Genomic DNA, 22,500 nt, shown 5'->3' with positions numbered 1-22,500 from the left:
ATTATTTAATCCCTACCTTTACTCGCGGCTGTACAAAAGGCATCATTTCACGTAATTTACGTCCAACTACTTCGATTTCATGTTCATTTTCTTTCTCATTTGTCGCCTGGAAATTTGGTCTTCCTGCTTTATGCTCTGCAATCCAGCCTCTTGCAAATGTACCATCTTGAATTTCTGCCAATACTTCCCCCATCGCTTTCTTCGTATCTTCAGTAACAACACGTGGCCCTGATACGAAGTCACCCCACTGCGCTGTATCTGAAACTGAGTATCTCATATTTTCAAGTCCGCCTTCATACATAAGGTCAACAATTAATTTCAGTTCATGTAAACATTCAAAATATGCAAGTTCAGGTTGATAGCCAGCATCAACTAGCGTTTCAAATCCCGCTTTTACAAGTGCAGTCACTCCGCCGCAAAGTACAGCTTGCTCTCCGAATAAATCTGTTTCTGTTTCTTCTTTAAACGTTGTTTCTAATACACCTGCTCTCGTCGCCCCAATTCCATCTGCATATGAAAGTGCCTTTTCAGTCGCAACTCCTGTTGCATCTTGATATACTGCAAATAATGCAGGAACAGCTCCCCCTTCTGCAAACGTACGACGTACTAGATGTCCTGGACCTTTCGGTGCTACTAGAAATACGTCTACATTAGCTGGCGGTTTTACTTGATCAAAGTGAACATTAAAGCCATGTGCGAACACAAGAGAATTACCTGCCTGTAAGTTTGGTGCAATTTCAGCTTCATATACTTCTGGCTGTAATTCATCAGGTAGTAGAATCATTACTACATCCGCTTTTTCTGCTGCTTCCGCTACTGTATATACAGAAAATCCGTCTTCTTTCGCCTTATCCCATGACTTCCCTTTCCTCAGTCCAACTACTACATCAAATCCGTTATCACGTAAGTTTTGTGCATGCGCATGGCCTTGCGATCCATATCCGATGATTGCTACTTTCTTTTCCTTTAATACATTTACCGTTACGTCTTTTTCATAATAAACTTTCGCCATTTTCATTTCCCCCTATTTTTTAAATAATTATTGAATTAACATAACTTGTTTATCTTGTTTTTTCATACTACGTGTAAATGCTGTTACACCTGTTCTAGCAATTTCTTTCAAACCGTATGGACGAAGTAATTCAATTAACGCTTCTACTTTCTCCTGAGTACCTGTTACTTGCACCACTATGGAATCCTTCCCAACATCTATTACAGTGGCTCGAAATGGTTCAATTAAACTATATAATTCTGCTCTTGCTACAGACGTTGCTACTTTAATAAGTGCAAGTTCTCTAGCGATCATCGCTTCTTCTGTAATATCTGATACTTTCAGTACGTCGATTTGCTTATGAAGTTGTTTAATTAACTGCTCAACTTGCTGTTCATTTTCAACGTGTACAACAATCGTCATTCTCGAAATATCCGATGATTCCGTATGACCTACTGAAATACTTTCAATATTAAAATGTCTACGTGTCATAACACCTGTAATTCGATTTAACACACCGCTTTGATTTCGAACTGTCGCTGTTACAATTCTCTTCACCTTTTCTCCACCCCCTCCATTTGGTGAACCCCTTTCCCTGGTGCAACCATCGGCATAACCTTTTCAGATTGAAGTACGCGGCAATCAATTACGACTGGCTCTCTTAATTCAATTGCATACTGTAATTGTTGCTTTGCAAGAAGTGGGTCTTCAATACGAACACCTTTTATGCCATATGCATTGGCAAGTGCGACAAAATCTGGTTGGCATGAAAGTAAGGAGTGCGAATATCGCCTATTATAAAATTCCTCTTGCCATTGTCTTACCATCCCTAAAGCTTCATTATTTAAAATAAAAACTTTAACCGGTAAAGAATGCTCTTTCAACACACTAAGTTCTTGCAAGGTCATTTGAAATCCAGCATCACCGACAATTGCAATAACTAGTTCTTCAGGCTTTGCGATTTGTGCACCTATTGCTGCTGGAAACCCGAAGCCCATTGTTCCCAATCCCCCAGAAGTTACCCATCTATCTGGGTTTTTCAATGGATAATATTGAGCTGCCCACATTTGATGTTGCCCAACATCTGTTGTTACAATCGCTTCTCCTTTCGTAATTTCGTATAGCATATCAATTGCATATTGAGGTTTAATACGTTCTGCATGTTCTTTGTAAGAAAGAGGATATTTTTCTTTTCTACTATTCAATAACGAAAGCCAATCATTGTAATCTACTTCCCCTTCTTTAAAAGTGAGTATAGCTTCTAATGCTTGCTTCGCACTCGCAACAATAGGGATTTCAGTCGGCACATTTTTCCCAATTTCCGCTGGATCAATATCTATATGTGCGACAATCGCTTCTTTAGCAAAATAAGCTAAATTCCCAGTAAGACGATCATCAAATCTTGCACCTATATTAATAAGTAAGTCACATTCATATAACGCCATATTTGCGGTGTATGAACCGTGCATTCCTCCCATCCCTAGAAATAGTTCATCATCTGGCGGAAACCCGCCAAGACCAAGTAATGTATGAACAACTGGAATATGATATTTGCGAGCAAAGCTTGTTAATTCTTTCGATGCTTTCGCATGCAATACACCTGCTCCAGCTAAAATTAATGGCTTTTTTGAGACCTCAATCGCTTGTAATAATTTGTTTATTTGTAGTAGATTCGGTTCATAATTAGGCTGGTATCCTGGTAAATCCATTTGTACGTCGCTACATCTCTCGCCTTGCTCTACTACCATATCTTTCGGAAGGTCAATTACGACTGGGCCCGGTCTTCCTGTTCTAGCGATATGAAATGCTTCTTTAATAATTCGGGGTAAATCCGATGCTTTTCGCACTTGATAATTATGTTTTGTCACCGGCATCGTAAGCCCCATGATATCTGCTTCTTGGAAAGCATCACTTCCGATTAACGTTGTTGCTACTTGCCCTGTAAATACAACAAGCGGTAATGAATCAATCATCGCGTCAGCTAAACCAGTAATAACATTTGTAGCACCCGGTCCACTTGTTGCAATTACCACTCCTGGATTCCCTGTAATTCTTGCATATCCTTCAGCAGCATGAATTGCACCTTGCTCATGCCTCGTTAAAATATGCGGAATTTCACAATCATAAAGCGCATCATATAGAGGTAAAACCGCACCACCTGGATACCCGAAAATCACTTCTACTTCTTCCTTTTCTAGCGCTTCTAACAATAGCTGTGCACCAGTTGCCAGTTTCTCTTCCGTTTTTGAAGACATTTTTCTTATAAGCCCCCTTTTTTAAACCATTTATAAAATAAAAAAATCCTACGTCCACACTCCAGCTATGTGCTGAAGGGACGAAAGATTTCGCGGTACCACCCTTCTTTGCAAGATTACTCTTGCCTCAGTGACTCGGGATATGAGTCTAGCTAATAACGGAGCTACCGTCTAAGCCTAAACAAATACTTCAGCTTAGCACTCAAGGGTGATGTTCGTCGACGTGAACCATCGGTTTCCAGCAACCACCGACTCTCTGTGAGGCTTCACAGTCAACTACTCCTCCCTATCAACGCTTTATCATGTCATAAAGAGCTATTATCCAACTTTATTTTCTTCGTAAATTTTCTCTCCATCTTCTACAACTAATTTACGGAATTCTTCTAATAAACGATTCGTATGTGGCCCTGTTCTCCCTAAACCAATCGTTCTTCCATCTACTGTCGTAACAGCAATTACTTCAGCAGCTGTTCCTGTTAAAAACACTTCATCAGCTACATATACATCGTGCCTTGTAAATAATTCTTCTCTTACGTCATATCCAAGTTTTTCGCCGATTTCTAAAATCGCGTTTCGTGTAATACCTTCTAACGCTCCAGCAGAACTTGGTGGTGTAATTAATTTATTTCCCTTCACAATAAATACGTTATCTCCAGAGCCTTCAGCTACATATCCTTGGTCATTTAACATAAGTGCTTCTTGTACTCCAGCTAGTTTCGCCTCAATGCGAACTAAAATATTATTTAAGTAATTTAAAGATTTTACTTGAGGCGATAAAACATCCGGGCGATTACGACGCGTTGCAACTGTTATAATCGGAATCCCTTTTTCATAATATTCTTGTGGAAATAAAGATAATTGCTCTGCAATTACTACTACATTTGGTTTCGTACAAGAATCGGGATCTAATCCCAAATTCCCAGGTCCTCTTGATACAACGAGGCGGATATATCCATTAGATAGTTTGTTTTGTCGAATCGTTTCAACAACGATTTTCGTTGCTTCTTCTAACGTATATGGAATTTCTAACATGATGGATTTCGCTGATTCATATAACCGGACAAGATGCTCTCTCAAACGGAAAACATTACCGCTATATACCCTAATTCCTTCGAACACTCCATCGCCATATAAATAGCCATGATCATATACTGAAACCTTTGCTTCGTCTTTTGGAACAAATTCTCCATTTAAGAAAATCCACTGCTCGTTCACTTGAAAGCGCCCCCTATGTTCTATGAGTTTTTTATTGTTTCCTAGTTTACTCTCCTTTTCAAATAAATCAAGTGAATTTTTAGAAAATTTTTAATTTTTAATCGTACGTACATCTTTGATTATATTGATTTAACAACATTGTTAACGTTTACAAAAAGTCAAAAAATTTTTTTCGCCAAATTCTACTAAAAAAATATTTGTTTAAAAGAAGGGTTTTCGCCAACTGATACGAATCTATTGTATTCAATAAACGGACGTCCGATTTTATAAATTCGGGAATATACAACGACTTTTGGTGAAAAAGGGGGAAAATAACAAAAATAACGCTGTCTAAAAATAACATTCATATTTTTCATTTAGTAATCATAATCCTATTTTTAAAAAACAATTTGTCAAATTGAAGGAGGAAATAAAAATGGCGTGTGTACAAATTAAAGGAACGAGACAAGAGGTAGTAGAAATGCTACAACTATTTGATCTAATGAATACGAAAGGTTTTTGTAAATTCGATAATTACGTTGAAGTAGAACCAAATAGCAGGAAACATAACAACTATACGGCTTCAATCGATATTCAATCTAATAACAGTTCAGCACAAGATACATTAAATGATCAATTCGTTAGTCAAATGCTTACTGGTGTATATAACGACTAAACAAATATTCTCTTCCTACCATCTTTTCATAAATATATGCTATGGACTTGAGCATACTAGCAACTAGATGGTAGGAGGTGAAAATTATGGCTAGAATTGGTGTTGAGAACTCTTTAACTGATGTTCAACAAGCTCTTCAGCAACAAGGGTATGAAGTCGTTTCACTTAACTCTGAAAATGATGCACATGGGTGCGATTGTTGCGTTGTAACCGGGCAAGATTCTAATATGATGGGCATTGCAGATGCATCGATAAAAGGATCTGTAATTAAAGCACACGGTCTAACAACAGATGAAATTTGTCAACAAGTTGAAAACCGCACTTAATCATTTTTATCACGTTATTTGCGAGCTAATATGTAAAGGGAATGGTCCCACTGATTATAGTTTCAATTTATCTATAGAAAGAGGGCTCCTTTTCAAAAGGAGCCCTCTTTTTTATATTCACCTAACGGGAAAGTAACATATACTGGATGAAAGCCCTACCTCTCTCTCATCATTACGGTTCCACTGACCGCTCCTTGATTCACTAGTATACATATAAAGCTTACAAATACAATTTATAGGGTTTGTTCACAAAAGTTGTTGATAAAATTACCCGATCTTTCGCAAACTTTTCATATTATATTCATAAGAGATATTCACTTTACACTAGCTGTAACCGAGACACGAATTAAAATTCTAACACCAATACACTAACCTGTCAACTTTTTTTACAAATTAAAAACAGACATTAACGGTTTGTCTGTTTTAGAATGGAGCTTTTTCTTTTATTACATATACAACAAAACCGCTTACTAACATACATAAGCCAACTACCAAGTTTTTGATATTAATCATAAATTCCTCTCCCTTATTTCACACATCATATATATTTACATTTCAATTATTCCGATCGTCCTAAAGCGCACTTTTTCTAATATATCATAATTCCTAAAAAATGCAAGTTCACCTTTGACGACTATTCACAAATTTATCCACAGTGCTTGTTACAGTATTTAACGCTTTTTCAATTAAATGTGTACTACTATTAAGATGCAATACCTGTACACCGTTAGAACCAACTACTAAAAAAGCCACTGGGCTAATGGAAACCCCAGCTCCACTTCCGCCTCCAAATGGATGCCCTTGCTTGTTCTCTTTATGCTGCCCTTGTCCGCCATTATGTTTTTCAGAAATAAAATCCCCTTTAAAGTCACTTCCACCAGCTCCAAAACCAAAAGCCACTTGAGATACTGTTAATACTACATTTCCGTCAGCTGTTGAAACCGGACTTCCAACAATCGTATTTACATCTACCATCTCTTTTAAATTTGTCATTGCTGTTTTCATTAAATTTTCAATTGGATGTTCCATTATGTACTACACCCTTTCCTCATTATTCTTTTTTATACTTTCCAAAATAGAGGAAGTCATACTAAGTTTTCCTATTTTGAAAAAACATTTTTCACTTTCCAATTGGATATTACTCCCTGTACAGGTTCGGATAAAGTGAAACTTTAATCAGTGGAGGTTTTGTTCATCCCCCACTGATTATTAGCCCTCACCAATCGGGCGTTTACGGGCAGCCCGACTCCCACCTAACTTCTTCGCTCCAGCCGAATTTTGAGGTGGGAGTCTTACTGCCCGCAAATAGCGGGATAAAAACAGTAAAGAGAAACATACTACTATTGAACCTTGTTATGAAAGGAGTCCTTACTTTGACTGAGAAATTTGATGAATATAAAAAAAGAGATCGAATAGATAGTGATTATAGTGACTATAAAGAAGAATACGCAGCTGAAGTTGCACCACAGCATATTGATTATGATGATAAAGATAACGATGATGTAAGATCATCTGCAGCTGGATCGACTGCTGGTTTTATCGCTCTTGCTTTAGCAATATTATCACTATTCACATTCCCAACACTATTTGGTCTTGTGTCTGTTTTACTCGGTATTTACGCTTATAATCGCGGGGCTACTGTAACTGGTGGCACCGCAGCGATTATTGGCGGTATCGCTGCACTCATTGCGATTTTATTCCGAGTGGCGCTTATTGGTTTATTGTTCTCTCTTTTTTAAAAAGAAAAAGGTATCTCGCTTTATGCGGGATACCTTATCCTGTAAATACATCTTCTGATGGATATTTAATTTTTTGTTTCGCTGGTCGAGCCAAAGAGAACACAAGTGTTAACGGTCCGATTAATCCACAAAACATAACAAACATAATAATACATTTTCCAAACGCCGATAGCTTCGCAGTAATCCCCATCGTTAACCCTACTGTGCCAAACGCTGAAATTGTCTCAAATAATAACTGAATAAAACTGAAATCTTCTGTAAGCATTAATACAAATACCGCTGTAAAAATAAGTATTTGACTAGCAACGACAATTGCTAATGCTCTCGTTACTGTCGACATTTTAATAGTACGCTGAAATAAAACAAAATCCTCTTTCTTTCTAAAGAAAGAAAGAACTGATGTAATTAAAATAACAAATGTCGTTAACTTAATCCCACCGCCTGTCGATACACTTCCCGCACCAATAAACATTAATACCATCGTAAATAGTATCGATGACTCTTCCATCCCCCCATAATCTACCGTGTTAAAACCGGCTGTACGAGGTGTAATTCCTTGGAAGAACGAAGCCCATAACTTTTCATTTAAAGATAAGTGTCCCAAAGTCTTCACATTATTATATTCCAATACAAAAATCACAATCATCGCAATAACATTAAGTGCTATCGTTCCAACAATCATGATTTTAGAGTGCAGTGATAATTTTCGGAAACTACGGCTATACCATATATCAATTAATACCGTAAACCCTAATCCTCCTATTACAATTAAAGAACAAATCCCAATATTAATAATAGGATCTCCTACATATCTTGTTAAATTATCTGGCCAAAGCGCAAAGCCAGCATTATTATATGACGCAATAACGTGAAAAATACTATAGTATAAACCTTTTCCAAAACCAAACTCTGGAATAAAGCGAATCGATAAAAAGATAACTCCAATTAGCTCAATACAAATAGAAAAAATAAAGACACGTTTCACTAATTTCACAAGACCACCAATATTTGTTTGATTAAATGCTTCTCCAATTAATAACCGGTGGCGTAAACCGATTTTTTTACCTAATACCCAAACTATTAAAATGGCAATCGTCATAAGACCAAGACCACCCGTTTGAATTAAAAACATAATAACAATTTCACCAAACATCGTAAACGTACTTGCAGTATCTACAACACCTAAACCGGTTACAGTCGCTGCCGACGTAGCTGTAAAGAAAGCATCTACCCAACTAATATGTACTTTCGTTGCAAACGGTAACTTTAATAACAATCCTCCGACCACAATTAAACAAAAAAATCCTAATGCTAAAATTTGTGGTGGATTTAATCGTATAAAGCGATTATACAACCCTTGTTTTTTTGCTACTTCCATATCACTAACTCCCTTTATCAAGTGAAGCTTTTATCCCCTCATAAATAAAGACTCTTTAAGAGCCTACAAGTAGCGGAATAAACCTTATATTCTTATAATATAGTTGAGCATAATCCTTTTTTTCATAGATTTCAACTTTTATTTATATTCAGACTCCTATCGTTTTACAAAAGAATATTTTCTATTATATCCCCACTTATACTATAACTCTTACAACAACAACAACTATTTTATCCCTTTTCAAATCCCCATATCTTTCACTCCAAATTCACACGAGGGTCACATCTACCTTTTATAGTATACGTATCGGAGCTGTTCCTCCCTAATTTATAAGACATTCCCCAGTGTCTTTGAATAGCTTCCATCCCTAATTAAATTGACATAAATTGTCCCCTTCCTTGACCATCCTATATGTGATGGTCTTATTTTTTTGTTCTTTCTATCTTTTATTTGAAACTCCCTCTCTCTTTCACTCCATGTTCACATCCAGGTCACATCCACCTTTTATAGTATACGTATCGGAGCTATTCCTCCCTAATTTATAAGACATTCCCCAGTGTCTTTGAATAGCTTCCATCCCTAATTAAATTGACATAAATTGTCCCCTTCCTTGACCATCCTATATGTGATGGTCTTATTTTTTTATTCTCTCTTTCTTCTTACTTAAAACTCCCTCTCTCTTTCACTCTATGTTCACATCTAGGTCACATCTATCTTTTATAGTATATGTATCGGAGCTGTTCCTCCCTAATTTATAAGACATTCCCCAGTGTCTTGAACAGCTTTCCATCCCTAATTAAATTGACATAAATTGTCCCCTTCCCTTGACCATCCTATATGTGATGGTCTTATTTTTTTATTCTCTCTTTCTTCTTACTTAAAACTCCCTCTCTCTTTCACTCTATGTTCACATCTAGGTCACATCTATCTTTTATAGTATATGTATCGGAGCTGTTCCTCCCTAATTTATAAGACATTCCCCAGTGTCTTGAACAGCTTTCCATCCCTAATTAAATTGACATAAATTGTCCCCTTCCCTATAGACCATCATGTGATGGTCTATTTTATTTTCCAAATACATAATTTAACTCTCTTCGCTTATTTCAGCAATTAGCTATGGTTGCATTAACTGCTGTACTAGCTAGTATCGGTACTGCAGGTGTACCAGGTGTTGGACTAGTAATGCTTACGATGGTTTTAAATCAAGTAAATCTACCAGTAGAGGGTATTGCTTTAATTATCGGTATTGACCGCATTCTAGACATGTCTAGAATGCGGTCAATATTTCTGGCGATGCAATTTGTGCAATGATTGTTTCAAAATCAGAAGAAAAATATAATACGGATCAATCTGCAGCATCTTAAATCAAAAAGGAGTGAAATGATTCACTCCTTTTTTGACTTGCTTCCTTTTTTCGAACGATATTCTTTTCCTTTGTTATCATTACCTGTTTCAAAATCAGCACTAAACTCCTGCTGGAATTGCCCTGATTTTGGTGAACCTTGATTTCCACTTCCTTGACTACCATTACGATTCGTCATATTTCCCCCTCCTTCCTTTATTAGTAGTATGGCGCTCTATCTTTTTTCATACACATTTTATTTTTTATCATCTATTACACACAGAAGAAGACCTTCCATATATGAGGAAGGTCTTCTTCTGTGTTAAGTAAGCGTTTTCTTGTTTATAACTACTTAAATAAGTTTTTTAGAAATAGATATCATTACATTCATTTCTTCTTCTGAAAGTGAGGAGAATCTTTCTTGTAAATATTTCTTTTTCTCACCTTCCATTTTCGCAACTAACTCTTTCCCTTGTTCTGTAATCTCTAAATATACAACTCGGCGATCTGATGTAGAACGTGAACGAGTTACAAAGCCTTTATTAATTAATTTTTCTGTAACGGCTGTAATATGACTATTCGACACATTTAACTCATTAGCTACACGTGATACCATTTCTTTATTCGTGCGGTTCAATATTCTAAGGACAATGAACTCATTCCACGGTATGTAACCACCAAATATTTTTCCAATATCATTACGCAACGTGCGAAACATAGAAAAAACATTTGTCGATAGTTCTTCCATTAATTGCTCTCTATTTTGAGACAACTTTGACAGCCCCTTTTATTTCATTTAGTTAAATAAAAACCTTATTAATAATTTTACATGAAATCTTACTTTTTGTCACCTTATTTTCCCATAATTCGTACTTTTTTAATATATATTTCATGTTACAATGAAGTTGATTTCCAGAAAAAGGAGTTGGAATAGTGAGTGAAGAAGACAAGTTTTCTAATCTCAGTCTAAAAGATAAGACTATTATTATTGGTTTTGTTATTCTTATTATATTCTTTGCATTTATATTCTTTGTATATGTAGGAATCTTTCAAATCACAGGTATAGAATATTCATCACGAACAGCTCTACTACTCTTTTTTTACTTATCCTTTTCTTAGATGGTATTACATATTTTATATTCATTTTCTTTAAAGTACTCCTACATCCAATGATGACAAGTATGCCTAATTGGCTCTCGATTGCTCTTCTCTCCATTATTGAAATTACGTTAGATTGGTTCGTCATTCATACCGCTGACGACTGGATAGAGAGCGTACAAATGTCAAATACAGCTGAATTATATGTCGCACTATTCCTTTTCACACTAAATAAATTATTAAGTGATAAGAAAGAGTAAGAATACAAGCTTTTCTATATAAAAATTGGTACAATAAAAACAAATCATACTAAAGAGGTGTTACTTATGAACTTACAACAATGGGCTGATAAAGGTATATCCTTTGATACATATGTGAATGAAATGAAAGTAAACCAATACGAGCTACTACACATTTACAATAACTTTTTAATTCCAAATGAATTACTTCCTGTATTAGAAGAACGCCAAAATGATGGCTGGCGCGTTATCGTATTAACAGCTGATTGGTGTGGTGACGCTCTTTTATGCGTACCTGTTATGAAACGAATTTCTGAAGTTGCAAATATCGATATGCGATTATTAATTCGTGATGAAAACTTAGAATTAATGGATCAATACTTAACAAACGGAACTGCACGTGCGATTCCAATCTTTATTTTCATTGATAAAGATGGAAATGAACAAGCCTTTTGGGGACCACGCGCTCCAAAAGTACAAGAATTAGTAACTTCCATGCGTGCTACATTGCCTGAAAAAGAAGATCCAACATTCGAGGAAAAACAAAAAGAAATGTACGCTAATTTCCGTGCTACATTAGCTGATGATACTTCTCTTTGGGAACATGTAATGGAAAGCATGATTGAGAAAGTAGTAAAATAAAAAACCTGCCGATTTCGGCAGGTTTTTTTATTACATAATGAAGAAATAGAATACCGCAGCTAAAATGAAACGGTAATAAGCGAACGGTGTTAGTTTTACACGACCTAATAATTTTAAGAATGAAACAATTGCAAGCATCGCAACAACGAATGCTGTAATAAATCCAGTTGCAAATAATGGTATATCAGCTGCGCTTAATATATCCCAGCTTTTAATTAAATCTAAGGCACTTGCAGCTACCATCATTGGCACCGCTAAAATAAATGTATATTCCGCTGCCGCTGTATGCGAAACACGTGCTAATAAACCACCACTTATTGTAGAACCAGAACGAGAAAATCCTGGCCAAAGTGCTAAACATTGGAACATTCCGATTGTAAATGCTTGCTTATATGTGATTTCATCTAACGTTCTTGCTGTACTTGGTTTTGAAAACTTCTCAGCAACAATCATTAAAATACCACCAGCTACTAAGCTAATAACAACCGGTCCTGGACCGAATAAAACTTCTTTAATTGCACTATGGAATAATACGCCGAGTATGCCGGCAGGAATCATCCCGATAATAATATGTAATAAATTTAAAGATGGTCCATCAGTTACTTTCCCTATTCCAACTAATGACCATAAACGTTTCCAAAATATAACAACAACTGCTAAAATCGATCCCAACTGAATAACAACTTCGAAAACTTTCGCTCTCTCATCGTCGAATCCAAGTAAATGACCTGTTAAAATCATATGTCCTGTTGATGAAACTGGTAGAAACTCTGTTAAACCTTCAACAGCACCCATGATTAATCCAATTAACCAATCAGCCACAAGTAGTGCCTCCTTAATAACGAATATGTAATTTTTTCACACCTTATCATAATACCTTATCCCTTTTCAAAGTGCATCCTTTTTTTATTGATTTCATTTGTTGTATACGCTTATTTCTTTTCTATTTTTTGATTAAATTGTATGATAATAAGAGTTTGTTTTTTACGTTGAAAGGGGATTTTATGAAAGAAACTACTTCATTCTCACAAAAGTTAAAGCAATTTTTATTACTCTTTTTCCCGATTTTTGTAACGCAAATGTCATTATTTTCGATGAGCTTTTTTGATACGACAATGTCAGGACATGCAAGTCCTATTGATTTAGCGGGTGTTGCTATCGGGACAAGTATATGGCTTCCCGTTAGTACCGGCTTAACAGGAATTTTAATGGCTACTACTCCTATTGTTGCACAGCTCGTTGGATCAAAGAAAAAGGAGGACGTTCCCCACATTGTCATACAAGCAGTATATTTAGCAATTTGTGCTAGTTTCGTTGTTATCCTTATCGGATTCTTCGCTGTTTCACCTATTTTAAATGGCATGCAATTAGAAGAACCTGTGGAACGTATTGCAGCACAATTTTTAAGTATTATCGCGATTGGAATTATCCCTTTATTTACTTACACCGTCTTACGTGGATTTATTGATGCATTAGGAAAAACTCGAACAACGATGATTATTACATTACTATCATTACCAATTAACGTAGTATTAAATTACTTATTAATTTTTGGTCACTTTGGCTTTCCAAAACTCGGTGGTGTTGGTGCGGCAATCGCTTCTGCAGCAACATATTGGTGTATTTTAATTATTACCGTCATTATTATTCGTACGAAAGAGCCTTTCGCTTCTTTCAATATCTTTAAACAGTTATACCGCCCTTCCTTTACGAGCTGGAAGGAATTCCTGAAACTTGGTGTCCCTATCGGATTTGCTATCTTTTTTGAGACGAGTATTTTCGCTGCGGTAACACTTATGATGAGCAATTTTAGTACGACAACAATAGCAGCACATCAAGCAGCTATGAACTTTGCTTCCTTGTTATATATGACTCCTTTAAGTTTAGCAATGGCAATGACGATAGCAGTTGGATTTGAAGTTGGAGCAAAACGATACAATAATGCGAAACAATATGGATTTATCGGAATTGGATTAGCCCTTGCTTTCGCTCTTTTATATTCAATCCTTCTTTATTTCTTTGATGATGAAATTGCTTCTATTTATACGACAAATGCAAATGTCCATCATTTAGCTAAAGAATTTCTTATATTCGCGATTTTATTTCAAATTTCAGATGCGATTGCAACTCCAGTACAAGGAGCACTTCGTGGTTATAAAGACGTAAATGTTGCCTTAATTATGACATTAATAGCTTATTGGGTAATAGGTCTACCTCTTGGCTACATGTTAGCAACTTATACTGACTGGGCAGCAAAAGGGTATTGGATCGGTCTTATTATCGGTCTAGCATTTGGAGCAATCTTCCTGCTTATCCGTCTCTTCCAAGTACAAAGAAAATATACAACGCAAAGCAGCCGCTAATGATATAGCGGCTGTTTTCTTCATGCATATTTTTTCTTGTAACGTGTAACATAATGAAAAAGAAAGGTGGATACATATGGACGAAAAACAAAAGAAACAATCATTCGATGAAGAATTCGCCCCTGAAATTTCACCTGGATATCGGCAAGATGTACATAAGCCACCTAAATATAAAAATACTTCTTTTTTAATGGACATTACCATTTTCGCAGCTGTATTACTCGTGCTCATCATTTTCGTCTATTTTTAAGGAAAGGTGGTCTATTATATGAAGAAACAAGATTCAACTCGTTCAAAAAGAACTGTTAAAACAGAAAAAGGATATGCAGGAGATTCTGTTCATACACTGAAACAAGTTGAGCAAGGAAATTTATACATTGCTCAAAAAGAACTTGGGCAACAAAATGAAAATCTTTAAAATCCCTCTTCTCCTTGAGGGATTTTTCATTGTACGTACTGCTTTTGATCTAACACCCTAAATATATTATTAACCTTTACAATTTTCATGTCATAATTTAATTTCATTTCACTTCTCTTACCATTTTCAGTACCAGCAACGTACGCTACAGCATGATAGCGAAAACTTTCATCTGTCTCTTCACGTATCTCCTCGTTTGTAAATTTATACTCTAAATCCCGAAAACGGTTTGGGTAATAATTTTCTATTAACTGTTCATACCCTCTATTTACAAATATTTCTTCACCTTTTCGTTTCACATCTTCTTTATTATTAAACTCAAACACTGCTAGTTGTGCTGTCACAAAGTGTTCTCCTACCTTTTTCTTTTCTTTATGAGTTAAAGTTTCTATACTTTTGTTCTTTAATTCCTTATTTAACTCGTAGCGATCTATCGGTTTAAAGGTGGCAAAAACCTCCTCTTTATATGACCAAAACAATCCAAAAACGATACATAGAGAAATGATTAATATTCTTTTCTTCGTAATACACCCCGCCCTCCTCCATAATGATAGTTATATTTTAACATATAGAAAGAAAATTCTGATATCATGAAGTAGAATAACCTACCTTTAACTTAGAAACGAGGAACAATTATGGACTCTTACAAACAATATATAAAAGAAGCTCTGCCCGGTCTTTCTATACATTCATATGCGCAAAATGAAGAGGGCTGGGATAATATAGCGGTGATTATAAATGACGAGCTACTGTTTCGTTTTCCGAGAAAACTTGAATATGCAAAGCGAATTCCGTTAGAAAAGGAGCTGTGTACCATTCTTTCTCATTCATTACAAAGAATCGAAGTCCCTAAGTATCGCGTATTGTATAAGAATAATTGTGATAATGTTCCATTTTGTAGCTATTATCCTCTCATTCATGGTAAACCGTTAAAAACTGAAATAGTTGCCCAGTTAGAGAAAAAAGAACTTGAAGTAATTATTACACAATTAGCCACTTTCCTTGCGGCTTTACATGGCATTCCTTTAAAGCATGCTGAAACGTTAGGATTCCCTATCGAAAAAACACTTACCTACTGGAAAGAACTACACACAAAATTAAATCAATATCTTACTAACAGTCTTACTTCATTACAGAAGTCAGCCTTAAATCGTTTATTCGAAAATTTCTTTGCCTATATAGCTAAATCTACCTTTCAAAATACAATCATTCATGCTGACTTTACACATCATCACATTTTATTTAACAACCTGAACAAAACCATTTCAGGTGTTATCGATTTTGGAGATGCTCAAATTGGCGATCCCGCTTTTGATTTTGCTGGGCTATATTATGATTTCGGTCATGAGTTTACTACATCTGTATATAAACACTACAGTGCACTTGTTTCTCACCGCGATCCATTACTCATTCACCGCATCACTACCTTTTATCAATACAGCCCTTTACTACATAACCTCATTTATAACATTGAAACAAATAACGAAATAGAATTAAACAAGAGTAAAGAACAATTGAAGGCAATATTACAGGGACGAGATTAAATTCTCTCCCTATACTCTCTCTCTTCATACATCATTAACTTTTTATCCATTTCAACAATAACTTTATACAATTGAAACGCCTGTAAAATTTGCAGTTGAATTCCAAAAGGAGCATTCTGTTCTTTTAACCATTGAAATACTTTTGTTTCATCTTTCATTGATTATTCCTCCCCTTATTAAAATCTGCTACTCATATACCGTAAATGATGAAAAGCTTTTCATGTCAATAATAAAAAGGATGCAAAATTGCATCCTTTAATGTACGATATTTTTCTTCTGCAACGTTTCCTCTTTTTCCTCTTCCACTTGGCACTCACCACGAAAAGCACAACTCATGCACTCAGAACGAAAATGACGCTCTGTGTAGTGCTCAGGTTGCTGTAACATTTCTTTCATTCTAAATAAATCATCCATTCCAGTTATAATATCTTCCTGTTTCGGAATGTACTCATACTTAGTTCCTTCTATTAAATTAATAACTTCAATTTTCCCTGGAAGAATACCGAAAGCTTTATAACTAAACACAGTCATTAACTTCTGACAAAGAGCTAGCATTTCTTCATTTGCATCAACAACATACTTTTTAATTGTAAATGATTCTGTACTCCACTCACCAACTTCAAATGTCATTGAAATATGAACACCTAACTCTTCCATATATGTTTGAAACTTCTCATATAAAAATAACGGCGGCGTCTGACTATCATCCCTTTCAACAAACTGTAATAAGTGATCAGTTAGCTTCGCTAAAACAATATAATACTCCGACTTTGAAGCAAACATATTAACCCTTACTTTTTTCCAATACTTTTCTAAAAGTATTAAAAGAAAAATTTTTGTTTGTTGCCCGGCAGGTACCGTGTAATATTCATTAATAATTTGATTCACAATCATTTGTGCTATTTGTTGCCATTCAAATGAAGAAGGCTCTCTTCTTTTTATATGACGGAAATAAAATTTGTGTGGACAACGCATAAAATCATACAAATGGTAATCTGTCATCGTTTTGATTGCGATTTTTTCATGCAATTGCTCTTCATCTCCCTTCTGCCATTAAGAAAGGTGTTTTACGAATTCAGCTCCAAACTGTAAACATTTTTCTACATCTTCATCTTCTGGCGTTAATTCTACTTTCAATCCTTCTAACACAATTGCTGCCCCGCGCTCCTGCAGCTTTTCTATTAAAATATCAACCGCTACCCCGTATTTTGGATAACCTGAATCACATGACCCGAATACTGCCGCTTTTTTCCCAGTTAAATCAATAGAATCCATTGCGTCATAAAAATCTAAAAAATCATCCGGAAGATCACCATCTCCCCAAGTATAAGCACCTAAAATAATACCGTCATATTGCTCTAATATAGAAGCTTCTGGTGAATCCATAATATCAATGACTTCAATTTCATTTTCTGTTTCACGAATTGCACCCGCAATATGATCAGCCATTTCCTCCGTATTTCCACTCATACTTGCAAAAATCATTACTAACTTACTCAACTGAACCTCTCCTTTTACCTTGTATCTCTTTTTCTGTTGGAAGTGTACTCTTCTCATCTACATATTCAGAACGAATTATATTTCGTTGCCATTCAATATGCTTATCAACATCTTTATTTTTTAATCCCCTTCGTAAAAGGTGAAATGTTTTTCTCATTAAGGTTCCTCATCTACTCCATTGATAATAATTATCAATTTCAATTATACCATTAGATTAATTGAAATTGATTATCAAAGTCAATAACTATTTTTAAAAAAATAGTTAAAATGTACAAGCTTGTCCGTTAGCTATTCATATACTATAAATGAGCATAGTTCTTTCTCAGCCCTCTCTGACGGAAGAAATAGAAGCAACTGCGATAGAGCGCAGTTGCCTTTTTTTATACTTTTCTATGATTTTAGTAACCTTATCGTTGTTTCTAAAAATAATTCTACTCCATAAATTAAAGCTGATTCATCTACATCAAATTTCGGATGATGATGTGGATAACAAGTATCAATATTTTTATTCCCTGTTCCTAATTTAATGAAACAACCAGGTGCTTTTCTTAAATACGCTGAAAAATCTTCTCCTCCCATAGAAGGTTCAAGATGCACAATACGCTGATTTCCGAACAATTTTATCGCACTTTTTTCTACTATTTTCGTAATGTACTCATTATTAACAACTGGATCATATCCGTAACGATACGTATATGTATAATCCCCTCCATGCGCTTCTGTAATTCCTTTCACAATTTGCTCAATTTTTTCTTTTGCTTCCTCTCTTAATGTTTGATTAAAAGATCGAACAGTTCCCATTAAAGATGCTTTGTTTGGAATGATATTATCGGCCATCCCCCCATGAAATTGTGTAACTGACACTACTCTATGCATAAAAGCACTTGTATTTCTTGATACGATATGTTGTAAATTTGTAATAATTTGTGCTCCGATAGCAATAGGATCTATCGTTTCTTCTGGTCGTGCCGCGTGACCACCCTTTCCTAAAATTTCAATTGTAAATACGTCTGGTGCTGCCATCATAGGGCCATATACAATTCCTACCTTCCCACTTTCTAATCCAGACATAACATGCAAACCTATTACATAATCGACACCGTCCATAACACCGGCCTCCACCATTTCTTGTCCGCCACCGGGATACACCTCTTCTGCGTGTTGAAAGAATAGACGAATCTCCCCTACAAAATCTTCCTTTATATTTGATAGCGCTTCTGCTGTACTTAACAAAATAGCTGCATGAGCATCATGCCCACATGCATGCATCATCCCTTTATTCACAGACGCATAAGATTTCCTTGTCTCCTCTTGAATTGGTAAAGCATCTATATCCGCTCGAATCGCAACTACTTTCCCTTGTTCCGTTCCTCTTTTAATTGCTAGTACACTGTACTTCGTTGGTCTCGTTACTTCAAAAGAAGAAAATGAGCATAATGTATCATATATAAATTGCGAAGTTTCTTTTTCATGAAACGATAATTCCGGATACTTATGGAAATGCCGTCTCCATTCCATAATATTTTCTTCTGAAACAAGACTCTTCCACACTCTATTCATGATAATTTCCTCCTTTTAAAAAGATCTAGTAATTTAAAGTTTGCTCAGTCTCTACCGATTAATAAAAAACAAATATTATATTTTCACGTATTCTTATAGTCCACTTTTATGTATTCACACAATCCACTTTCTATTTACATGTCAAACCCATTACAAATTCATGCTGAATGTAATATAATTGCTAAGTTAGGGATTTTCTTTTTTAGTATTTAGTGCTAATATCAGAAAAGAGCCTTTTGACTTATTTTTACCTAAAATGTGGGATTTTGTTTTTTTCACAATAATGTAGGACATGATACCTACAAAGAGCTATTATTTCATTAAGCGAGGGAAAAACATGGAAAGATTAAAAGAGATATGGTCTCAACCACTCACACAATGGGTTGCAAAGACGGTTTATTACCTTGCAATTTTATTTGCATTACTTTGGTTGTATGGATTCCATGATACAAACACAAGTACATTTATTTACAATGAATTCTAGGGTGGGAACGTTATGAAGTTATTAGAACAAATTGAAAAGTGGGCTGTAGAAACGCCTGATCAAACCGCTTTTGTTTGGCGAGATGCGAAAATTACGTACAAACAATTAAAGGAAGATTCTGATGCGTTAGCACATTGGATTTCTTCTGAGTATCCAGATGATCGTTCACCAATTATGGTTTATGGCCATATGCAACCTGAAATGATTATTAACTTTTTAGGTTGTGTAAAAGCTGGACATGCTTACATTCCTGTAGATTTATCTATCCCAGCTGATCGCGTACAACGTATCGCTGAAAATTCTGGTGCGAAATTACTTTTATCAGGAACAGAAGTAACTGTAACTGATTTACCAGTTCGCATCGTAAGTGAAGACAACTTAAAAGATATTTTCTTTACTCATAAAGGGAACATTCCAAATCCTGAACATGCGGTAAAAGGTGATGAGAACTTCTACATTATTTACACATCAGGAAGTACAGGTAATCCGAAAGGGGTTCAGATTACTTATAACTGTCTTGTTAGCTTTACAAAATGGGCTGTAGAAGATTTCAACTTACAAACAGGGCAAGTATTCTTAAACCAAGCACCTTTCTCATTCGATTTATCTGTAATGGATATTTACCCATCATTAGTAACAGGTGGTACACTTTGGGCAATCGATAAAGACATGATTGCACGTCCAAAAGACTTGTTTGCTTCTTTAGAGCAATCGGATATACAAGTATGGACTTCGACACCATCTTTCGCAGAAATGTGTTTAATGGAAGCCTCTTTCTCTGAAAGTATGCTACCAAACATGAAAACATTCTTATTCTGCGGTGAAGTGTTACCAAATGAAGTAGCTAGAAAATTAATTGAGCGGTTCCCGAAAGCAACAATTATGAATACGTACGGTCCTACAGAAGCTACTGTTGCTGTAACAGGTATTCACGTTACAGAAGAAGTGCTTGATCAATACAAATCACTTCCAGTCGGCTACTGTAAATCAGACTGTCGCCTTCTTATTATGAAAGAAGACGGCACACTTGCACCTGATGGTGAAAAGGGTGAAATCGTAATTGTCGGTCCAAGCGTAAGCGTTGGATATTTAGGAAGCCCTGAATTAACAGAAAAAGCATTTACCATGATTGACGGCGAGCGCGCCTATAAAACAGGCGATGCTGGCTATGTAGAAAATGGTCTTCTATTCTATAATGGTCGTCTTGATTTCCAAATTAAGCTTCATGGTTATCGAATGGAATTAGAAGAAATTGAGCATCACCTTCGTGCGTGTTCTTACGTAGAAGGAGCAGTTATTGTTCCAATTAAAAAAGGTGAAAAATACGATTATTTATTAGCGGTTGTTGTTCCTGGAGAGCATTCATTTGAAAAAGAATTCAAATTAACATCTGCAATTAAAAAAGAACTCAATGAGCGATTACCAAACTACATGATTCCACGTAAATTCATGTATCAATCTTCTATTCCAATGACACCAAATGGAAAGGTAGATCGCAAAAAATTATTGAGTGAGGTTACAGCATGACCGCATATGGATCATTTTATTTTTTCGCTATAGTAGGCATTTTATTAATACCTACTATCATAGCTGGATTAAAAGGTAAAATGTTGCGTAAATATAATGCCGTTTTAACATTAGTAATGCTCGTTATTATCTTCTCTGATAAACCGAAGCAAGCAATGATGTTAGCAGCATTTATTATTTGGCAATATGCCCTTATTAAAGGCTATTTAATGTTAAGAAAACAAAATAATAGTACATTCACGTTTTGTATAGCTGTTATTTTATCGATTTTACCGCTTATTTTGGCAAAAATCGCACCGTTTGTACCTGAGCTAAAGTTTGTTGTATTTTTAGGAATGTCCTATGTAACATTTAGAGCAGTACAAATGGTATTTGAAGTTCGTGATAACTTAATTAAAGAACTTTCCTTCTTTAATTTTTGGGAATTCATTTTATTCTTCCCGGCTATCTCAACGGGACCTATCGATCGTTACCGCAGATTCCAAAAAGATATTCAAAAGCCACCTAGTGCAGAAGAATATCAAAATTTACTATATACAGGGCTAAACCGTATTTTCCAAGGTTTCTTGTATAAATTTATTATTGCTTACTTAATAAAGCAATATTTTATGGATCCGGCATTCGCTCAGCAAGATACAATCCTATCAAATATGATTTACATGTATAGCTATAGCTTATATTTATTCTTTGACTTTGCTGGTTATAGCTCATTTGTAATTGGTGTAAGTTATATGATGGGAATTAAAACTCCAGAAAACTTTAATAAACCATTCATTAGTCGTAACATTAAAGACTTCTGGAATCGCTGGCACATGAGTTTATCATTCTGGTTCCGTGACTTTATTTACATGCGTTTCGTCTTTTTCGCAACGAAGAAAAAGCTAATTAAAAACCGTTACACAATTTCGTATATCGGTGCATTTTTGAACTTTTTCATCATGGGAATATGGCATATTACTGGTGAGCATGTGTATCAATACATTATTTATGGGCTTTATCACGCTGCCTTGTTTATCTTGTTCGATATTTTCGAACGAAAAAACAAGAAGCTTAAGTTTTGGCCAAATAATAAATTTACGCATGTCCTTGCGATTGTAATTACGTTCCACGTTGTATGTTTCGGTTTCCTGATCTTCTCTGGACACCTTAACAGATACTTTTAATGCACCCTTCTTATACTATTAAGAAGTCGCACATATAATATATTTCGGATATAAAGGAGAT

The 22,500-nt window shown here is 35.4% G+C and carries 27 protein-coding genes, 2 pseudogenes and 1 other annotated feature; of the genes and pseudogenes, 13 read left to right on the top strand and 16 right to left on the bottom strand.

The window, feature by feature from the left end; translation table 11 throughout:
* Position 1: 1 nt before the first annotated feature.
* The 4 genes from ilvC to ilvE form a co-directional block, all read right to left on the bottom strand.
* Positions 2-1,012 carry a ketol-acid reductoisomerase gene (gene ilvC / locus MHI07_RS06880; RefSeq protein ID WP_002158678.1) on the bottom strand — a complete coding sequence of 337 codons (1,011 nt, stop codon included), beginning with the start codon at positions 1,010-1,012 and terminating at the stop codon, positions 2-4.
* A gap of 27 nt (positions 1,013-1,039) precedes the next feature.
* A complete protein-coding gene (ilvN, locus tag MHI07_RS06875) occupies positions 1,040-1,549 on the bottom strand; it encodes an acetolactate synthase small subunit (protein ID WP_000822949.1) in 510 nt (169 codons plus the stop codon).
* On the bottom strand, positions 1,546-3,246 hold the full coding sequence (ilvB, locus tag MHI07_RS06870; RefSeq protein WP_002158679.1) for an acetolactate synthase large subunit: 1,701 nt from the start codon (positions 3,244-3,246) through the stop codon (positions 1,546-1,548). Before ilvB ends, ilvN begins: the two co-directional genes overlap by 4 nt.
* A gap of 73 nt (positions 3,247-3,319) precedes the next feature.
* Positions 3,320-3,548: a binding site (T-box leader), on the bottom strand.
* Positions 3,549-3,564: 16 nt separating this feature from the next.
* Positions 3,565-4,461 (bottom strand): branched-chain-amino-acid transaminase, encoded by an 897-nt coding sequence (gene ilvE, locus MHI07_RS06865; RefSeq protein WP_002011723.1) that lies wholly within the window; start codon positions 4,459-4,461, stop codon positions 3,565-3,567.
* A gap of 415 nt (positions 4,462-4,876) precedes the next feature.
* On the opposite strand from ilvE, the gene MHI07_RS06860 reads away from it, so the two are divergent.
* Both MHI07_RS06860 and MHI07_RS06855 read left to right on the top strand, forming a co-directional pair.
* A complete protein-coding gene (locus tag MHI07_RS06860) occupies positions 4,877-5,116 on the top strand; it encodes a DUF3911 family protein (RefSeq protein WP_340822717.1) in 240 nt (79 codons plus the stop codon).
* Positions 5,117-5,202: 86 nt separating this feature from the next.
* A complete protein-coding gene (locus MHI07_RS06855) occupies positions 5,203-5,442 on the top strand; it encodes a YkuS family protein (protein ID WP_078179574.1) in 240 nt (79 codons plus the stop codon).
* Between the two features lie 423 nt (positions 5,443-5,865).
* On the opposite strand, the gene MHI07_RS06850 is transcribed toward MHI07_RS06855, so the two are convergent.
* Both MHI07_RS06850 and ytfJ read right to left on the bottom strand, forming a co-directional pair.
* Positions 5,866-5,955, bottom strand: coding sequence for a hypothetical protein (locus tag MHI07_RS06850; RefSeq protein WP_000608225.1), 90 nt, complete (start codon positions 5,953-5,955; stop codon positions 5,866-5,868).
* Positions 5,956-6,063: 108 nt separating this feature from the next.
* A complete protein-coding gene (ytfJ, locus tag MHI07_RS06845) occupies positions 6,064-6,471 on the bottom strand; it encodes a GerW family sporulation protein (RefSeq protein WP_215581076.1) in 408 nt (135 codons plus the stop codon).
* A 344-nt stretch (positions 6,472-6,815) separates the two neighbouring features.
* On the opposite strand from ytfJ, the gene MHI07_RS06840 reads away from it, so the two are divergent.
* The gene (locus MHI07_RS06840; protein WP_340822714.1) at positions 6,816-7,181 is read left to right on the top strand and encodes an imidazole glycerol phosphate synthase; all 366 of its coding nucleotides are present in this window, start codon (positions 6,816-6,818) and stop codon (positions 7,179-7,181) included.
* Between the two features lie 34 nt (positions 7,182-7,215).
* Here the strand turns inward: MHI07_RS06840 and MHI07_RS06835 are convergent, their stop codons facing one another.
* A complete protein-coding gene (locus tag MHI07_RS06835; protein ID WP_002140965.1) occupies positions 7,216-8,559 on the bottom strand; it encodes a TrkH family potassium uptake protein in 1,344 nt (447 codons plus the stop codon).
* A gap of 1,107 nt (positions 8,560-9,666) precedes the next feature.
* On the opposite strand from MHI07_RS06835, the pseudogene MHI07_RS06830 reads away from it, so the two are divergent.
* Positions 9,667-9,923, top strand: a pseudogene (locus MHI07_RS06830) (dicarboxylate/amino acid:cation symporter); the annotation flags it as partial.
* 21 nt (positions 9,924-9,944) lie between these two features.
* Here MHI07_RS06830 and MHI07_RS06825 read toward each other — a convergent pair.
* Complete coding sequence (locus MHI07_RS06825; RefSeq protein ID WP_002158686.1) at positions 9,945-10,100, bottom strand: hypothetical protein; 156 nt, start codon at positions 10,098-10,100, stop codon at positions 9,945-9,947.
* Between the two features lie 153 nt (positions 10,101-10,253).
* Positions 10,254-10,673, bottom strand: coding sequence for a MarR family winged helix-turn-helix transcriptional regulator (locus MHI07_RS06820; RefSeq protein WP_002158687.1), 420 nt, complete (start codon positions 10,671-10,673; stop codon positions 10,254-10,256).
* 161 nt (positions 10,674-10,834) lie between these two features.
* Between MHI07_RS06820 and MHI07_RS06815 the strand changes: the two are divergent.
* Positions 10,835-11,259 (top strand): annotated as a pseudogene (locus tag MHI07_RS06815) (regulatory YrvL family protein).
* 33 nt (positions 11,260-11,292) lie between these two features.
* The gene (locus MHI07_RS06810; RefSeq protein ID WP_340826880.1) at positions 11,293-11,880 is read left to right on the top strand and encodes a thioredoxin family protein; all 588 of its coding nucleotides are present in this window, start codon (positions 11,293-11,295) and stop codon (positions 11,878-11,880) included.
* Between the two features lie 30 nt (positions 11,881-11,910).
* On the opposite strand, the gene uppP is transcribed toward MHI07_RS06810, so the two are convergent.
* Positions 11,911-12,702: an undecaprenyl-diphosphate phosphatase gene (gene uppP, locus MHI07_RS06805; protein ID WP_215581072.1), complete on the bottom strand. Its 792-nt coding sequence runs from the start codon at positions 12,700-12,702 to the stop codon at positions 11,911-11,913.
* A gap of 182 nt (positions 12,703-12,884) precedes the next feature.
* Here uppP and MHI07_RS06800 point away from each other — a divergent pair, with 182 nt between their 5' ends.
* From MHI07_RS06800 to MHI07_RS06790, 3 genes are all read left to right on the top strand, one after another.
* The gene (locus tag MHI07_RS06800) at positions 12,885-14,243 is read left to right on the top strand and encodes an MATE family efflux transporter (RefSeq protein ID WP_002158693.1); all 1,359 of its coding nucleotides are present in this window, start codon (positions 12,885-12,887) and stop codon (positions 14,241-14,243) included.
* A gap of 76 nt (positions 14,244-14,319) precedes the next feature.
* The gene (locus MHI07_RS06795) at positions 14,320-14,493 is read left to right on the top strand and encodes a 2-isopropylmalate synthase (RefSeq protein ID WP_340822708.1); all 174 of its coding nucleotides are present in this window, start codon (positions 14,320-14,322) and stop codon (positions 14,491-14,493) included.
* An 18-nt stretch (positions 14,494-14,511) separates the two neighbouring features.
* Positions 14,512-14,661, top strand: coding sequence for a hypothetical protein (locus MHI07_RS06790; RefSeq protein ID WP_340822707.1), 150 nt, complete (start codon positions 14,512-14,514; stop codon positions 14,659-14,661).
* A gap of 26 nt (positions 14,662-14,687) precedes the next feature.
* On the opposite strand, the gene MHI07_RS06785 is transcribed toward MHI07_RS06790, so the two are convergent.
* Positions 14,688-15,188, bottom strand: coding sequence for a biotin transporter BioY (locus tag MHI07_RS06785; RefSeq protein ID WP_340826878.1), 501 nt, complete (start codon positions 15,186-15,188; stop codon positions 14,688-14,690).
* A 108-nt stretch (positions 15,189-15,296) separates the two neighbouring features.
* Between MHI07_RS06785 and MHI07_RS06780 the strand changes: the two genes are divergently transcribed.
* Positions 15,297-16,205, top strand: a complete 909-nt coding sequence (locus tag MHI07_RS06780; RefSeq protein ID WP_215581068.1) for an aminoglycoside phosphotransferase family protein — start codon at positions 15,297-15,299, stop codon at positions 16,203-16,205.
* Here MHI07_RS06780 and MHI07_RS06775 read toward each other — a convergent pair.
* From MHI07_RS06775 to MHI07_RS06755, 5 genes are all read right to left on the bottom strand, one after another.
* Positions 16,202-16,363, bottom strand: coding sequence for a hypothetical protein (locus MHI07_RS06775; RefSeq protein WP_002149564.1), 162 nt, complete (start codon positions 16,361-16,363; stop codon positions 16,202-16,204). The genes MHI07_RS06780 and MHI07_RS06775 overlap by 4 nt on opposite strands.
* A 97-nt stretch (positions 16,364-16,460) precedes the next feature.
* On the bottom strand, positions 16,461-17,234 hold the full coding sequence (locus MHI07_RS06770; protein ID WP_340822704.1) for a hypothetical protein: 774 nt from the start codon (positions 17,232-17,234) through the stop codon (positions 16,461-16,463).
* 24 nt (positions 17,235-17,258) lie between these two features.
* The gene (locus MHI07_RS06765) at positions 17,259-17,705 is read right to left on the bottom strand and encodes a flavodoxin (protein ID WP_215581067.1); all 447 of its coding nucleotides are present in this window, start codon (positions 17,703-17,705) and stop codon (positions 17,259-17,261) included.
* Positions 17,698-17,862 carry a hypothetical protein gene (locus MHI07_RS06760; protein ID WP_002158699.1) on the bottom strand — a complete coding sequence of 55 codons (165 nt, stop codon included), beginning with the start codon at positions 17,860-17,862 and terminating at the stop codon, positions 17,698-17,700. Before MHI07_RS06760 ends, MHI07_RS06765 begins: the two co-directional genes overlap by 8 nt.
* 233 nt (positions 17,863-18,095) lie before the next feature.
* Positions 18,096-19,265 carry an amidohydrolase gene (locus tag MHI07_RS06755; RefSeq protein WP_340822702.1) on the bottom strand — a complete coding sequence of 390 codons (1,170 nt, stop codon included), beginning with the start codon at positions 19,263-19,265 and terminating at the stop codon, positions 18,096-18,098.
* A 337-nt stretch (positions 19,266-19,602) separates the two neighbouring features.
* Here MHI07_RS06755 and MHI07_RS06750 point away from each other — a divergent pair, with 337 nt between their 5' ends.
* Genes MHI07_RS06750 through dltB form a run of 3 tightly spaced genes read left to right on the top strand, consistent with a single transcriptional unit; the run spans position 19,603 to position 22,439 of the window.
* Positions 19,603-19,749, top strand: coding sequence for a teichoic acid D-Ala incorporation-associated protein DltX (locus tag MHI07_RS06750; RefSeq protein ID WP_002011626.1), 147 nt, complete (start codon positions 19,603-19,605; stop codon positions 19,747-19,749).
* 12 nt (positions 19,750-19,761) lie between these two features.
* The gene (gene dltA, locus MHI07_RS06745) at positions 19,762-21,276 is read left to right on the top strand and encodes a D-alanine--poly(phosphoribitol) ligase subunit DltA (protein WP_002158701.1); all 1,515 of its coding nucleotides are present in this window, start codon (positions 19,762-19,764) and stop codon (positions 21,274-21,276) included.
* Positions 21,273-22,439 (top strand): D-alanyl-lipoteichoic acid biosynthesis protein DltB, encoded by a 1,167-nt coding sequence (dltB, locus tag MHI07_RS06740; RefSeq protein ID WP_215581060.1) that lies wholly within the window; start codon positions 21,273-21,275, stop codon positions 22,437-22,439. Before dltA ends, dltB begins: the two co-directional genes overlap by 4 nt.
* Positions 22,440-22,500: the final 61 nt, after the last annotated feature.

It is taken from the genome of Bacillus sp. FSL H8-0545 (assembly GCF_038006105.1).
GTDB classification, from domain to species: domain Bacteria; phylum Bacillota; class Bacilli; order Bacillales; family Bacillaceae_G; genus Bacillus_A; species Bacillus_A cereus_U.
Note: the sequence above shows the minus strand (reverse complement) of the source record. Positions and strands in the feature narration are given on the sequence as shown.